The sequence below is a fragment of the Achromobacter sp. GbtcB20 genome (genome assembly GCF_019091095.1).
In the GTDB taxonomy this organism is placed as follows: domain Bacteria; phylum Pseudomonadota; class Gammaproteobacteria; order Burkholderiales; family Burkholderiaceae_B; genus Achromobacter; species Achromobacter mucicolens.
In genome coordinates, this window is the sequence record NZ_JAGXJZ010000001.1 from 513,828 (window position 1) to 529,324 (window position 15,497).

The following is a 15,497-nucleotide window of genomic DNA, read 5'->3' on the forward strand; positions in this document are numbered from 1 at the left end:
CGCTTCTTAACGTGCCACAATTAGATATTTCGCACTTTTGCGTTGCTTAAATGGCATGTCTTTGGGAGCCCGCCATGATTTCCCTAGGCCTCAGATATTTCCTGGAAGTCGCGCGCTGCGGATCGATCGCGGGCGCGGCGGCGGCCCTGCACGTGGCGGCGTCCGCCGTGAGCCGGCAGATCGCCAAGCTGGAGGACAGCTTGGGCATCGTGCTGTTCGAGCGTCAGGCGCGCGGCATGGAGCTCAGCGAGGCAGGCTTGCAACTGGCCGCCTACGCCCGGGCCGCCGCCCTGGAGGCCGAACGCGTCACCACCGAGATCCGGCGGCGCAGTGCGCTGGGCGACGTCACCATCCGGCTGGCCTGCAGCGAGGGCTTCGCGCACCGTTTCATGCCGATGTGCATGGCCGACTTCAAGCAGATGCGGCCCGAGGCGCGCTTTCATCTGCAGGTGGATCGGCCGGAAGAGGTGATTCGCCGGATTCTGGAGGGACTGTCCCAGATCGCGCTGCACTACACGGTGGCACAGGACGATCGACTCAAGACCGAGCTGCTGACCCGGGCACCGGTGTACGCGGTGATGTGCCGGCGGCATCCGCTTGCCAGCCGCCGCACGGTCAGCCTTCGTGACCTGGCGGAGGTGCCGGTGTCGGTGGGCGATACCGGCACGACCGTCCGGCAGTTATTCGACAACGCCTGCGCCAACGCCGGGCTGCACATCGAGCCGGCCTACGTATCGAACAATTCGGCGGCCTTCCTGCCCATGCTGCCGGGCAGCCGCATCGTGGCGCTGACGGGCTACCTGACGCTGATGGGCGACCCGCAGGGGGCCGCGCTGGCCGCGGTGCCCTTCAGCAACCCCGAGATGCGCCAGCGCAGCATTCAGGCGGTGACGCTGCAGGGGCGCACCTTGCCGCCGCTGGCCAAGGAGTTCCTGGATTTCATGGCGCAGCGGCTCACCGCCACGCCCCGCGCGCCGGATGCGGACAAGGGCGACGCGTGAGCTAGACCGACCGCACGAACAACGCCCGCAGCTTGTTCCAGAAATCGCCGCCCAGAACGAAGAAGCTGGCCACCAGCATGACGTCGCCCAGCAGCTGCGCCTGCCATATCCGGGGGCGCAGGCCGGGCCAGATCTGGTCGACATAAGGCTCGAGCATCGAGGTCAGCAGCGGCAGGATGAACATCACCATGCCGATCGCATGGCGCACCGGCCCCACCTTCTGCACGGGCGCCAGTTTCTTCGCGTGACCGCCGATGATGGCCTTGAGCTGCTGGAATCCCTCTTTGCCCATGACGGCGATGCAAGTGATGAGCAGCACCTTGTTGGCGATGAAGATGGCGCCCGTCAACGCCGCGATGCGTGACCCCGGGATGTCCATCGCGGCGCCAATGGGGATAAGGAACCAGAGCGCGAAAGCCAGGATGAAGAGGGCGATTCCGCACTTGAAGCGCCAGCCCATCGCTGGCGCAGGGGGGGTAGGCATGTCTTGGACACTCATGGCGGACTCCTTTTAAGGCGTGAGAACGGATGGCGTGCGGAAAAGCCCGGTCCGCGCGGCCGGGGTTCAAGCAACTGCAGCATCAGGCACGCATACAGCGTGACCGCGATGAACAGACCCATGCGAATGGCGAAGGCCGTGTAGACATCATTGCCCGCAATGCTGTCCTGGACCGACTGGCCAAGCAGGATGACGAGCGTGATCAGGGTGTTCAACCAGAAGCTCGGGGCGTGCGGCGTGGGGCTCAGCCGATACAGCTTGCGGGCGATCACCAGCGCGAACAGCAGCATCCAAAGGAAGTACATCCACAGGCTGGGAAACGGCCTGAGTCCGAGCCAGAACGCCACGGCCAGCACGCCGGCCAGCAGGGTGGAACCGAGTATTTCGCGCGCCGCTCCGTGCGCTGCCGTGACGCAGCTCTGCCTTCCCAAGCTGACCGCCTTCAGGATGATGGGCATGTAGCCCAGCGGATCGGTCATTGCCAACAGGAAAGCCGGCAGCACCACCAGGGCCGCGCGCAGGGCCATGCGGTTGGCCTCGCCCGCAGATAGCACGGGCGGGGGCGGCGGGGCCGGAAGGCCAGGCGGATCCGGGAACAGCGCGTGGCAGACGCCCAGCATCAGCGCCGCGAGCAGCAGGCCTTTGACCAGCGCCTCGATCACCGTCACGGCCAGACCGAAGTCGAAGGTGCCCGCCGCCGAAATCATGGTCAGGCCGATGATGAGAAAGGTCGACACCAGGTTGTTGCCCCCGCGCAGCCCATGACGGAACGCGAGGAACAGGCACAGGCCGACGATCAGGACACCGGCGGCCGGGTAATAGCGCAGCAACGGGATGAGCACGAGGCCCGTGCCGGTGGTGAACGCCGCCACCAGCGCCAGGCCCACGCCGGCCTTCAGGGACAACGGCCGGTTCATCTGCGCCAGCAGGAAGACGCCCAGCACGGGCGCGACCATCGGGATCGGCATGTCCAGCCCGAAACTGATCGCCAGGCACAGCGCCGTCCCCACGCCCAGTCGCAGGGCGCGCTGGCCGCGCGGGTCGCGGGGAGCGGTGCGGTCGTCAGTACGCATAGGAAAGCCAGCTCATCAGCCGCAAATACAGGCGCCCCAGCGGATTGAGCGGATTGCCCGGATGGGGAAATGCCATCACTTCCGCCTGTCCGCCCACGCGAATGCCGCGCAGGGAGGGGAGCTGCCCGGGATCGAGGTCAATGGCCACCGGGAAGCGCTGCGCCGGACGCAGCCAGTCGCGGCTGTTCTGCACCGTGGGCAGGCTGCCGGGCTGCGTGGGCGTGCCGACGCTCACGCCATAGCCCACGCTGCGCACCCGGCCTTCTAAGATCTGGCCTGGCAGCGCGTCCAGGATGATCGCCACCGGCGTGCCGGGGTCGACGTGCCCCAGATTGTTCTCGGTCATTTCCGCGTTGATCCACACGTCATGGATGGCGATGAGCGTCATGACGGGCTTGCCCGCCGCCGCGAACTGGCCCACATCGGTGCGCAGGTCGGTGACCAGCCCGGCCGCGGGCGCGCGCACCTGCGTGTTGGCCAGGTCCAGCTCGGCCTTCGCGACGGCGGCGGCTGCGCTGCGCAGCTTGGCGTTGTCTTCTTCGCTGCCGCCTTCCTGCTCGCGCGCCCGCTGCACCTCGGCGCGCGCGGCCGCAACCTGGCTGACCGCCTGCGCCAGGTTGGCCCGCGCGATCTCCAGGCGGCGCAGCGAGACCGTACCCCGGTCGTCGCTGTACAGGCGCTCGAGGCGGGTGCTGTCCTGTCGCGCGCGGACCTCGTTGGCTTGCGCCGCGCGCAATGACGCTTGCGCCGAGTCGATGCCGGCGGTGCTGGCGCCGATCTGGCGGCGCGTGGCGTCCAGGTCGGCCCGCGCGCGGTCCAAGGCGATGCGGTACTGTTCGGCGTCGACGTCGAACAGCACGGCGCCCGCCTGGACGTCCTGGTTGTTGCGCACGCGAACCTGGATCACCCGGCCCGCCACTTCGGACGCCACCGGGACCACGAAAGCCTCTACCCGCGCCTGCTGCGTGTAGGGCGTATAGCGGTCCGCCAGCAGATACCAGACCAGGCTGAGGACGATCACCACGACGACCCATCGGATACCTTTCCGGGCGGGATCCGGCGCGGGCGGCGGTGCGGCGGGCGGCGGGGGGCTGGCGGCGGGCGCGGGGCTGGCTGCGCTGCCCGATGGCGGCGCGGACCGGGGACTAGTCATCGGATCGCCTCGTGGTCTTGGAAATCGCGGAGGCGGGGGCGGGCCGCCCGGCTTCGGTCAGCAGGTCGCCCCAATTGGTGCGTTGCTGCATCTGGTCCCGTGTGGCGGGATCGATCACCGGCTGGCCGCTATACCAGCCGCCGCCCACCGCCTTGTACAGCGCGATCAGATCGCTCACGGCGTTGCCCCGGTTCACCAGATAGGTGTCCTGCTGGGTCGCCAGCGCGCGCTGGGCGTCCAGTACCCGCTGGAAATCGGAATATCCCTCGCGGTACAGCGCATTGGCCAGCGTCAGCGAACGCTTGGCCGCAAGCGCCGAGTCATAAAGAATGCCGTCCCGCTCCAGCGCCTTGATGAGCCCCGTGGCCGCGTCGTCGGCTTCGCGCGCCGCCTGACGCACGGCGTCCTGGTAGATGACGATAAGCTGCTGGAGGCGCGCGTCCTGCAGGCGCACCGTGTTGGTGATCCGGCCGTGGTCGAACACGTTCCAGTTCAGGCTGGGACCGGCAAGCAGCGCCGCGCCGCCCGACGTGCCGGCCAGCGACGCGGCGGTCCAGACGATGCTGCCCAACAGCGTCAGCGAGGGGTAGAGCTCCGCCTTGGCCACCCCCACCTGCGCGGACTGCGCCGCGATACGCAGTTCGGCGGCGCGGATGTCCGGGCGCCGCAGCAGCAGGTTTGCGGGCACGTCCTGCAGGACAGCTTTGTCGATCAGCGGAATCACGGCCTCTTTGGATGCCAGGTCGGGCAATTCGGGCATCGGACCAGGAGGCTTGCCGACCAGCACCGCCAGCGCATTGCGCGTGCGCGCGATCTGGCTTTCGAATTCCGGGATGGTGCTGAGCGTGCCCAGGTATTGCGTGCGGGCCTGCTGCAGGTCCAGTTCGTCGGTCTCGCCGCTTTTGAACAGGCGTTCGGTGATCTCGTAGCTGCGCTTCTGGATCGCCGCATTGTCGCGGGCAATGCGCAGCCGCGCCTCGGCCGTGCGCAGCGCGTAATAGCTTTCGGCGACCTGCGCGTGCAGCAGCACCAGCACGTCTTCGCGATTGGCTTCGGCGGCGAAGTAGGCCGCGTCGGCGGACTCGATGGCGCGGGAAAACCGGCCCCAGAAATCCAGCTCCCAGCCGATGTTGAAGCCCGCGCTGTATTGCCAGAAACTGCTTGGGCGGGGATTGCCCTCGGCCGAGCGCGACGCGCGATGCTGGTACAGCGCGTCCGCGCCCACAACCTGGGACTGCGGAAACAGGCCGCTGCGCGCGATGCCCAGCTGGGCGCGCGCTTCCATGATCTGCAGGCCGGCCACCTGCACGCCCGGATTGTTCGCGTCCGCTTGGGCAATCAGGGATTCAAGAACGGGGTCGTTGAAAATGCGCCACCATTGCCGCGCATCCGGCTGGGTGCCGGATTCGGTGGCCTGCCGCAGCGCCGGCGTGTCCCACTGACTGGACCAGTCGACGCGCTGCGGCGCAAAGTCGGGCCCCACCTGCACGCATCCGCCGAGGCTGAGCATGCCCATCAGCAGCAGTCCATTCGAACAAGTCATCGGCCACATTGGGCACCATGTCTGTCAGAGACCAAACTGCGAGTTCCGGTGTCGGCGCTTTTGGGGCCCCGCACCGCGAACGCCGGAAAGCCCGGCAGCGACGCTTAGTCAGGCGTGCGCGCCGGCATCGCGGGCGGAAAGCCGCATTCCGGGGGCGCAAATGTGCACCGGGGCCGGATCAGGCGGCTTTCGTCAGCGTGCCAAACGATTCTATTGAGCTTTTTATTTTCCGGCTAGCGGGAAGATGGCGGGCCCGCAGGATGCGCGGTCAGGCCGTGCGGCGCTTGTCCCAGGCCAGCCGGCGCAGGCGTTCCAGCGCCAGATAGACGATCGGGGTGGTGTACAGCGTCAGGAACTGGCTGATCATCAGTCCGCCGACGATCGCCACGCCGAGCGGGCGGCGCAGTTCCGACCCTTCGCCCATGCCCAGCACCAGGGGCAGGGCGCCCAGCAGGCCCGCCAGATTGGTCATGACGATGGGCCGCAAGCGCAGCATGGCGGCGCGGTGGATGGCCTGTTCGGGCGTCAGGTTTTCGCGCCGCTCCAGGCTGAGGGCGAAGTCGATCATCAGAATGGCGTTCTTCATGACAATCCCCACCAGAAGGAACAGCCCCAGCAGCGCAATGAGGGTGAACTCGATGCCCGCCAGCCGCAGCGCCAGCAGGGCGCCGACGCCCGCCGAGGGCAGGGTGGACAGGATCGTCAGCGGATGCAGCGGGCTTTCGTACAGGATGCCCAGCACCAGATAGATGGCGACCAGCACGGCGAGGATCAGCCAGGGCTGGTCCTGCAGGCTCTGCTGGAAGTTGCGCGCATCGCCGCCCAGCCGGGTCTGGATGTGCGAAGGCACCATCAGCTTTGCCGTGGCCGCGTCGATGGCGGCCAGGCCTTGTTCCAGGGATACACCGGGCGCCAGCGAGAACCCGACCCACACGGCGGCGAACAGCCCGTCGTGAAAGACGCGGTCGTTGACCAGGCCATTGTCGTAGGTGGCGAACGCGGTCAGCGGCACGCGGTTGCCGTCAGCGGCCACCACGTGCACCCGTTCCAGGACCTCGGGATCCTCGGTGTAGCGGGGGTCCAGTTCCAGCACGACGCGGTACTGGTTCATGGCGTCGTACAGCGTCGAGACCTGGCGCTGGCTGAACGAATTGCTCAGCACACTGCTGATGGTCTCCATGTCCACGCCCAGCCGCTGCGCCGCGCTGCGGTCGATGTCAATCACCACCTGCTGCGTGGCGCCGTCGCCCTGGGCGTCGACGTCGCGCAGCTCGGGGATCTCTTGCATGGCCTTGGAAATCTTGCGCGACCATTCGCGCAGCGCGGGCACGTCGCTGGCCATGATGGCCAGCTCGTGGTCGCCGGAATTGCCGAAGCCGCCGGGCATGCGCAGGTCCTGGTCCACGTTCAGAAAGAACATGCCGCCCGGCACCGCAGGGGCGTGGGTGCGCATCCAGTTGATGACTTCGGTCGAGGACTCGTTGCGTTCGGCGGCAGGCTTCAAGCGGATCAGGAACAGCGAATTGCTGATGCCCAGGCCGCCGCCGTTGTAGCCGATGACGTCCTCGACGGCGGGGTGCTTCAGGACCAGTTGCCGGTACTGGTCGATCTTGGGTTGCATCACCTGGAACGAAAACCCGTCGTCGCCCCGCACGAAGCCCATGAGCTGGCCCGTGTCCTGTACAGGCAAAAAGCCCTTGGGCGCCTGCACGTACAGGTAGACGTTCAGCCCCACGACGCCGGCCAGCAGCAGCAATGTCAGGCGTGCATGGCCAAGCACGCGCGCCAGCGACACGCCATACCCGTCGTGCAGGCGGGCAAACACGGCCTGCATGCGCGATGGCTTGGCCGCGGCGGCGCTGACGGGCCGCAGCCACCGCGCGCATAGCGCCGGAATGATGGCCACCGAAACAACCAGCGAAATCACTGTTGCGGCCACCAACGTGATCGAGAACTCGCGGAACAGCCGTTCCACCAGCCCGCCCATGAAGAGCATCGACACGAAGACCACGCTCAGCGCGACCGTCATCGCCACCAAAGTGAATCCCACTTCCCGCACGCCACGCAGGGCGGCCTTGACCGGCGTCAGCCCGCGCTCCAGGTGGCGCGAGATGTTCTCCAGCACGACGATGGCGTCGTCCACGACCAGGCCGGCGGCCACGATCAGCGCCATCAGCGACAGGTTGTTCAGCGAAAAGCCCCACGCGTACATGACGGCAAACGTGGCGATCAGGCAGACGGGAATGGCCACGCTGGGAATCGCGGCGGCGCGCGCGTTGCCCAGGAACAGCCACACCACCAGGATGACCAGCCCGGCGGCCAGCGCCAGGGTGATGTGGGCTTCGCGCAGTGTCGCCTTGATGCCGGGCGAGCGGTCCAGCGCCACCGTCAGGTCCACGTCGGCGGGCATCAGCTGGCGCAGGCCCGGTAGCGCCCGGTTGATGGCGTCGATGGTTTCGATGATGTTCGAGCCGGGCTGGCGGCTGATGGTCAGCACCACGGCCGGATTGCGATTGTGAAAGCCGCTGCTGTAGCGGTTCTCGACCGAATCGCTGACGCGGGCCACCTGCGACAGCCGGATCACCGCGCCGTCCTGGTAGCGCACGATCAGGCTGTCGTAGTCCTGGGCGCGGCGCGGCTGCTCGGGGGCGCCGACCTCCCAGCGCCGCGCGGTCGAATCCAGCTGGCCTTGCGGACCCATCGGCGCCGCGTTCGAGATGGCCTCGCGCACGTCGTCCAGTGCCACGCCATAGTGCGCCAGCGCGTTGGGGTTCACCTGGACCCGCACGGCGGGCAGCGAGCTGCCACCCATCGTGACTTCGCCCACGCCGCTGATCTGCGATAGCTTTTGCGCCAGCACGGTGGAACCCAGGTCGTAGAGCTGGCCCGCGGGCCGGGTGGCGGAACTGAGGGCCAGCGCCATGATGGGCGCCTGCGACGGATTGACCTTGCGGTAGCTGGGATTGCCCGGCATGCCCGAGGGCAATTCGGCCCGCGCGGCGTTGATTGCGGCCTGCACGTCGCGCGCGGCCTCGTCGATGTCGCGGTCCAGGTCGAACTGCAACTGAACGCGCGTTGCGCCCTGATTGCTGGAAGAGCTCATGGAACTGACGCCGGCGATGCTGCCGAGCGCCCGCTCCAGCGGCGCCGCGACCGTGCTGGCCATGCTTTCGGGACTGGCGCCGGGCAGGTCGGCTCGCACTTCGATGGTCGGAAAATCGACCTGCGGCAGCGGCGCCACCGGCAAGAGCTGCCATGCCACGGCACCCAGCAGCGTCAGCGCCAGCGCCAGGAAAATGCAGGCGACCGGACGGTGCAGCAACGCGCGGATCATTTCACCGGGCCTTCGGCGTTGGGCGCCGGTGCGGCTTGAGCGCGCCGGTGGCCCAGACGGTGAAAGAACAGGTAGACGGCGGGCGTGGTGAACAGCGTCAGGACCTGGCTGACCAGCAGCCCGCCTACCATGACCCAGCCCAGCGGCTGGCGCAATTCAGCGCCCGAACCCGTCGCCAGCATCAGCGGCAGCGCGCCAAACAGCGCGGCCAGCGTCGTCATCAGGATGGGACGCAGGCGCAGCAGCGCGGCCTCGCGGATGGCGGCCTGCGGCGCCAGGCCGCGCGTGCGCTCGGCCTCCAGCGCAAAGTCGACCATCATGATGCCGTTCTTCTTGACCAACCCGATCAAGAGGATGATGCCGATGACCGCGATCAGGTCCAGCGGCCGGCCGGTCAGCAGCAGCGCCAACAGCGCACCCACGGTGGCCGAGGGCAGGGTGGACAGAATAGTGACCGGGTGAATGGCGCTTTCGTACAGCATGCCCAGCACCAGGTACATGGTCACCACCGCGGCCAGCATCAGCCACAACGTGTTCGACAGCGACGCCTCAAAGGCGGACGCCGCGCCCTGCAGCCGCAGTTCGACGCTCTCGGGCATGCCGGTCTCCTGGCGCGCCGACTCAATGGCGGCGATGGCCTGGCCCAGGGACCCGCCGGGCGGCAGGTTGAAGGACAGGTTCACTGCGGGGAACTGCGACAGGTGATTGACCGCCAGCGGGACGGCGCGCTCGCTGACGGTGGCCAGCGCAGACAAGGGGATGGGCTGGCCGGCGTCCGTTTGCAGATGGATGCGTTCCAGCGCGTCGGGGCTGGCCGCCATCTTGCGGTCAACTTCCAGCACGACGCGATATTGGTTCGACTGCGTAAAGAGCGTGGCGACCTGACGCTGCCCGAATGCGTTGTACAAGGCTTGCGCCACATCGTCCATCGTGAGGCCCAGACGCGCGGCGGCGTCGCGCGAGACCTCCAGATAGGCCTGGCGGCCGTCGCCCTGCAGGTCGGACGAAACGTCGGCCAGTTCGGGCGCTTGCGCCAGGCGCTCCATGAGCGCGCGGGTCCAGCGCGACAGTAGCGCGCCATCCGGCGAGGTCAGGCTGAACTGATACTGGCCTCGGCTGACGCGATCCTCGATGTTCAGTTCCTGGACGGGTTGCAGGTAGAGCGAGATGCCGTGCACGTCGCGGGCCCGCGCGTCCAGCCGCGCCATGATGTCGGCCAGCGGGGCGGTGCGGTCGTTCCAGGGTTTCAGGTTGATCAGAAGCCGCCCCGTGTTCAGCGTGGCGTTCATGCCGTCGATGCCGATGAAGGAAGACAGTGTGGCGACGTCGGGATCCGCGAGCAGGCTTTGCGCCACCGCCTGCTGGCGGCGCGACATCGCGTCGAACGAGGTGCTTTGCGACGACTGCGTCACGCCTTGCAGCACCCCGCCGTCCTGCGCCGGGAAGAAGCCCTTCGGCACCGCGACATACAAGAGCGCGGTGAGCGCGACGGTCGCCAGCATCACCAGCAGCGTCAGCCGCTGATGACGCAGCGTCATGTCCAGCCAGCCTGCATAGCGCGCCTGCAGGCGATCCAGCAGTCCGGGCCTGGACGGCGCGTGCGGCGGCAGCAGCCGCGCGCACATCATGGGCGTGAGGGTCAGCGATACGGCCAGCGATATCAGGATGGCAACGGCCAGCGTGATGGCGAATTCGCGGAACAGCCGGCCCACCACGTCTTCCATGAACAGCAGCGGGATCAGCACCGCGATCAGCGACAGCGTCAGCGAAACGAGCGTGAAGCCGATCTGCCCGGCGCCCTTCAACGCGGCCGCCATCGGGCTGTGCCCCTGTTCCCGGTAGCGTGCGATGTTCTCCAGCATGACGATGGCGTCGTCCACCACGAAGCCCGCGCCGATCGTCAGCGCCATCAGCGTGAGGTTGTTGGTGGAAAAGCCGGCCAGATACATGAATCCGAAGGTGCCGATCAGCGACAGCGGCACGGCCAGGCTGGGGATCAGCGTGGCCGGCAGGTTGCGCAGGAACAGGAACGTCACCAGCACCACCAGCCCCACCGCGAAGCCCAGTTCCCATTGCACGCCGCGCACGGACGCGCGGATGCTTTCGGTGCGGTCGGTCAGGATGCGCACCTCCACGGCGGCGGGCAGGCTGGCGGTCAATTGGGGCAGCAATGCCTTGACCTGGTCGGCCACCGCTATGACGTTGGCGCCGGGCTGGCGATGGATGTTCACCAGCACGGCGGGCTGCCTGTCGACCCACGCCGCCAGGTAGCGGTCCTCGGCGCCGTCCTCCACCGTCGCGATCTGGCCCAGCCGCACCGGCGCGCCGTTCTTCCAGGCGACGATCAGGTCGCGGTACTCCTGCGCGCTCTGCAACTGGTCATTGGCGTCCATGATGACGGACCGCACGGGGCCGTCGAAGCTGCCCTTGGGCTGATTGGAATTGGCCTTGGCGATCGCTTCCTGCACGTCCGACAGCTTCAGGCCGCGCGCGGCCAGCGCCATCGGATTGACCTGCACGCGCACGGCGGGGCGCTGTCCGCCGGCCAGGCTGACCATGCCCACGCCCGACAACTGCGACAGCCGTTGCGTCATGCGGGTGTCCACCAGATCGTAGACCTTGGGCAGGGGCAGTGAATCCGACGTGACGGCCAGCGTCAGGATCGGCACGTCGGCGGGGTTGACCTTGCGGTACACGGGCGGGGTGGGCAGATCGCCCGGCAGCAGCGAATCGCTGGCGCTGATGGCGGCCTGCACTTCCTGTTCGGCCACGCCCAGCGGTACGTCAAGGGCGAACTGCAACGTGATGACCGAGATGCCGCTGCCGCTGGTGGACGACATCTGCTTCAGTCCCGGTATCTGCCCAAAGCGCCGCTCCAGCGGCGCGGTGACCGCGCGCGCCGTCACATTGAGGCTGGCGCCCGGATACTGAGTGGTCACCTGGATGATCGGGTAGTCCACCTGCGGCAACGCGGCCACGGGCAGCAGGCGCCAGGCCAGGATGCCCGACAGCAGCAGGGCAATCATCAGGAAAGACGTCGCGACCGGACGCAGGATGAAGGGGCGTGACAGGCTCATGCGGACTCCTCGTCGTGGCCGGGCGGGTCGACGATTTGCACGTCGCGTCCGTCGTGCAGGCGGTCCACGCCTTCGACGACCACGCGCTCGTTCGCGGCCAGGCCCGTCAGCACCACGATGCGGCCGGCGTTTGCCGGGCCCAGCGTCAGCACCCGGCGGGTGGCGCGGTTGTCGTCGCCGATGACGAACACGAACGCGCCTTGCGACCCGTATTGCACGGCCGCGGCCGGAATGGTCACCACGTCATCTTCCTGCACCACGGCCAGCCGGATGTTCACGAACTGATTGGGAAACAGCGATTCGTCGGCATTGTCGAAACGGGCGCGCAGCCGCACCGTGCCGCTGGCGGCCTGGATGCGGTTGTCCAGCGCCTCGAGCGTGCCTTCGGCAAGCAGCCGGCGTTCGTCGGCATCCCAGGCCTGCACGCGCAGCACGGGTGTCTTTGCCTGCGCCTGCCGCAGAATGTCCAGGCGAGTTTCCGAGATGCTGAAAAGGGCCGAGATGGGGGCCATCTGGACCACGGAGGTCAATCCGTCCGCGTCCGTTGCACGCACGTGGTTGCCGGCATCGACGCGCCGCAATCCCACGCGGCCGGCGTGCGGCGCCAGGATGCGCGTGTGGCCGAGCATGCGCTGGGCGTCCGCGACTTGCGCCAGGTTCCGTTGACGCTGCGCGGCGTAGGCCCTTACCTGGGCCTCGGCGGTATCGAGCTGCTGGCCGGCCACGGCTTCCTGCCGCGCCAGCTTGCGGTAGCGCCGCAGGTCCGCTTCGGCGTTATCCAGCAGCGCCTGCGTCTGCGCCAGCTCGCCTTCGGCAGACGCCAGCGCGGCCTGGTACGGACGCGGGTCGATCTCGGCCAGCAACTGGCCCTGCGCGACGGTCTGGCCTTCCCGATAGTGCAGCTTGACCAGTTCGCCGTCGACCTGGCTGCGCACGGTCACCTGCGCCAGCGGCGTGATGGTGCCGAGCGCGTGCAGGTCGCGCTGCAGCGGACCGACGCGCGCAGCGGCGACGCTCACCGCGACGGGGAGCTTCCCGTAGTTCGGGGGAGGCGGAGCGGCCGGGCCTTTGTTGCCCGCCAGCCAGAGCGCCACACCAATCAGCAGGGCCAGCGCCAGGGCGGCCGCGATCAGGATCAGGCGTTTGCGTGAGGGGGTGGGGCCCGCAAGGAAGCGCAGGGACATCAGGGCTGCCAGGCAAGGGGATAGCGGACAGCCGAGATTCTATATTAATAATAATGATTAGCGTTATTGATGCCGATATTCAAGAAGGGTTTGCGCGTATCGTTTAGAGTGGCGGCTGTTTTCAATACCCCGGTTTGCAACAGGAGTGGGTCCATGAGCGAAAAATCCCTCGAAAGTCCGCGTGAATTATGCGAACGCCTGCAGGAACGACTGGCGGCCGAACGGGCCCGGCTGGCGCAATGGCAGTCGATCGAGGCGGATTACCACCACAAATACACCGAGACGCTGCGGCCGCTCGAAGACAAGCTCAACCAGCTGCGCTACAAGCTGGTGCTGTGCTTTGACCACGCCTACAAGGAAATGGGTCTGTCCAAGGCCGAACGCGAGTTCGTGTCCGAACTGGTCACGGAGTTCTCGGAAGAACTGCTGGTGCTGTCGGCCAAGTCGGCGCTACCGGCCGGTTGCGACACCGCGCGGCTCAAGACGCTCTACAAGAAACACCGCGGGGCCGATTACGACGCCAATCTTGCCGAACTGACCGAAAGCGCGCGGCAAGAACTGGCCGATGCGCTGGACCTGGACGTTGCCGACCTGGACTCGATGTCGCCCATGCAGTTGCTGCAGGTCATCCAGGATCAGTACGAAGTCGAAGACGCGGAAGAGCTGCTGGAATACGCTCGCGTGGTCCGCATGCCGACCGTGACGAACGCCGTCGCCTGGGACGCATTGCAAGCGGCAGAGCGGGAGCGGCTGGCCCAGGCCGCCCAGGATCCCAACCTGCGCGCCACCGTGCAGGCCGCCGCCGACATCCCCGACGATCAGCTGGAAGCGGCCAATGCGGTGCTGGCCGCTCAGCTCGACGAGATCCTTACCCAGGTTCAGTTTGCCGAGGAAGGCTTCACGCTGCGTTATGAGCTGGACCCGTTCGCCACCTTCGATCCGGAAACGGTGATGCAAGAGCTGGATGACGACATCAAGGACATCCAGGAGTACATCCAGGAACTTGAACACGAGGTCATGCAGTTCTCGGACGAATCGCTGCTCAAGGCTTGGCTCAAGGCCATGCGGCGTGAAGTTGCCGCGATGGAGCGGCGCGAAGGCCGGTCGTGAAGCGATAGTGCCGGGGCAGGCGGTGTCTTTGACGCGGCCTCATCAGCTCTTGGGCCGCGACACCGGCATCACCCGCATGACGGGCGCCGCCTGCTTGGCCGCCGCGTCCGCGCGCGGGCGGATCATCATGGGGAAGAACCGCCACAGGTACAGTCCCAGCGCCAGCGCCCACGCGGTGGCCGACGCATGCAGCAGGCCCAGCGTTGCAGCGGTCGGCAGCAGGGCCGCCAACCGCAGCAACGCCGCCAGGATCATCAGCGCGTAGCTCAGGACCATGCTGCGGTCCGTGTGCAGCGGACGGCCCAGATGGCCGAGTGCGGTGCGGGTCACCATGCCCAGGATCAACACCGAGAACCCGGCCACGCCGATGACGTGCGCGGGCCAAGCCTGCCGGACCACAATGCCCGCCAGTTGCGCCGCGCCCACCAGCAGGCCGATCCCCAGACCCAGATACCCCGCATAGAGAATCCACAGGAGCGGCACGCGCCGCACGGCCCACGGCTTCCAGGACACCCACTGCACCAGCGCAATCGCGCCGCTTGCCGCAAGCGCCAGCGCGGCGGCCTGCTGCACGCCGGCCAGCAGGCACGCGATGGCGACGACGCCAAAGCCAAGCTGCCAGTGACCGCTCTTGGTATGGGGAGGAATGTCCAGTCCCGCAACGGCGCGCTTGGCGAAGAAGGGCATGACCCGCCGGGCGATCAGCAAGGTCAGCACGGCCATCGACAGCAGCCCGGCATTGAAATAGCGCATCAGCGTCACGTAGTCGCCCTGGACCGTCGCCCACAGGTACAGCCCGTTGGTTGCGCCCAGCGCCAGCAGAAGGAACGGGACGCCATAGTTGCGCTGGTTCCGGGTGACCACGACGGCGCGTCCCAGTGCCCCGGCCGCCCACAGGAAAAACAGCAGGTCCGCCGCGGCCGCGACGACGAAGGCAGTGCGCCCGGGGACCAGATACCCCACGCGCGCCACGATCCACAGCCCGCACAGTGCGGCAAGCGGATTGCCTTTCAGGGGATTCTTGCCCGTCCAGTTGGCGCCCGCCGTCAGCAGGAAGCCCACGGCGATCGTGGCCACGAAGCCCCACAGCATTTCATGCGCATGCCAGAACATGCCGTTCAGCATGCCGGTCAGCCGCGCGGGTGCGTGCACCCATAGCAACACCGAAAACAGCGCCCAAAAGCAGCCCGCCAGATACAACGGGCGGAAACCCATTTCAGTGAACGCGCCCCACCCGGGCGGGGCGGGGCGCGGCTTCTTTGCGGGTTCGTCGATGGAAAGCAGGGTGGTCATGGTGTGGCCCGTGCGCGCGGGGCGCGCGCCGTTGCGGTTTTGAACGTGTATTTGAAATACATATTACATCTGGCCGCATCGCGACGCGATCCGGGGATTTGATCCAGCGCAAGGCTGTCTGGAACACCCGCATGACTAGGCACTTCGGAAATAGCCCTTTGGTCGGCTGGGGAATGGCTGCAGATGGGAGGGCTGCTTAGGCTACCGACATACGTATTTCTCAGCAAAAA

Annotated in this window: 10 protein-coding genes; 2 read left to right on the plus strand and 8 right to left on the minus strand. The window is 67.3% G+C overall.

Annotation, left to right across the window (positions count from 1 at the left end):
- Positions 1 to 74 precede the first annotated feature (74 nt).
- Positions 75 to 1,001 carry a LysR family transcriptional regulator gene (locus KVT32_RS02350; RefSeq protein WP_152384600.1) on the plus strand — a complete coding sequence of 309 codons (927 nt, stop codon included), beginning with the start codon at positions 75 to 77 and terminating at the stop codon, positions 999 to 1,001.
- Position 1,002: 1 nt separating this feature from the next.
- Here the strand turns inward: KVT32_RS02350 and KVT32_RS02355 are convergent, their stop codons facing one another.
- The 7 genes from KVT32_RS02355 to KVT32_RS02385 form a co-directional block, all read right to left on the minus strand.
- Complete coding sequence (locus KVT32_RS02355; protein ID WP_128828234.1) at positions 1,003 to 1,485, minus strand: transporter suffix domain-containing protein; 483 nt, start codon at positions 1,483 to 1,485, stop codon at positions 1,003 to 1,005.
- Positions 1,486 to 1,496: 11 nt separating this feature from the next.
- Complete coding sequence (locus KVT32_RS02360) at positions 1,497 to 2,573, minus strand: DUF2955 domain-containing protein (RefSeq protein WP_217617633.1); 1,077 nt, start codon at positions 2,571 to 2,573, stop codon at positions 1,497 to 1,499.
- Positions 2,563 to 3,726 (minus strand): HlyD family secretion protein, encoded by a 1,164-nt coding sequence (locus KVT32_RS02365; RefSeq protein ID WP_217617634.1) that lies wholly within the window; start codon positions 3,724 to 3,726, stop codon positions 2,563 to 2,565. Before KVT32_RS02365 ends, KVT32_RS02360 begins: the two co-directional genes overlap by 11 nt.
- On the minus strand, positions 3,719 to 5,278 hold the full coding sequence (locus KVT32_RS02370) for an efflux transporter outer membrane subunit (RefSeq protein ID WP_217617635.1): 1,560 nt from the start codon (positions 5,276 to 5,278) through the stop codon (positions 3,719 to 3,721). Before KVT32_RS02370 ends, KVT32_RS02365 begins: the two co-directional genes overlap by 8 nt.
- Positions 5,279 to 5,537: 259 nt before the next feature.
- Positions 5,538 to 8,603 carry an efflux RND transporter permease subunit gene (locus KVT32_RS02375; protein WP_217617636.1) on the minus strand — a complete coding sequence of 1,022 codons (3,066 nt, stop codon included), beginning with the start codon at positions 8,601 to 8,603 and terminating at the stop codon, positions 5,538 to 5,540.
- A complete protein-coding gene (locus KVT32_RS02380; protein WP_217617637.1) occupies positions 8,600 to 11,680 on the minus strand; it encodes a multidrug efflux RND transporter permease subunit in 3,081 nt (1,026 codons plus the stop codon). The genes KVT32_RS02375 and KVT32_RS02380 overlap by 4 nt, the downstream gene beginning before the upstream one ends.
- Entirely contained in the window at positions 11,677 to 12,864 is a 1,188-nt protein-coding gene (locus KVT32_RS02385; protein WP_217617638.1) for an efflux RND transporter periplasmic adaptor subunit, read from the minus strand. Before KVT32_RS02385 ends, KVT32_RS02380 begins: the two co-directional genes overlap by 4 nt.
- 153 nt (positions 12,865 to 13,017) lie before the next feature.
- Here KVT32_RS02385 and KVT32_RS02390 point away from each other — a divergent pair, with 153 nt between their 5' ends.
- Entirely contained in the window at positions 13,018 to 13,974 is a 957-nt protein-coding gene (locus KVT32_RS02390; RefSeq protein ID WP_217617639.1) for a molecular chaperone DnaJ, read from the plus strand.
- 42 nt (positions 13,975 to 14,016) lie between these two features.
- On the opposite strand, the gene KVT32_RS02395 is transcribed toward KVT32_RS02390, so the two are convergent.
- A complete protein-coding gene (locus KVT32_RS02395) occupies positions 14,017 to 15,267 on the minus strand; it encodes an NnrS family protein (protein WP_152384591.1) in 1,251 nt (416 codons plus the stop codon).
- Positions 15,268 to 15,497 lie beyond the last annotated feature (230 nt).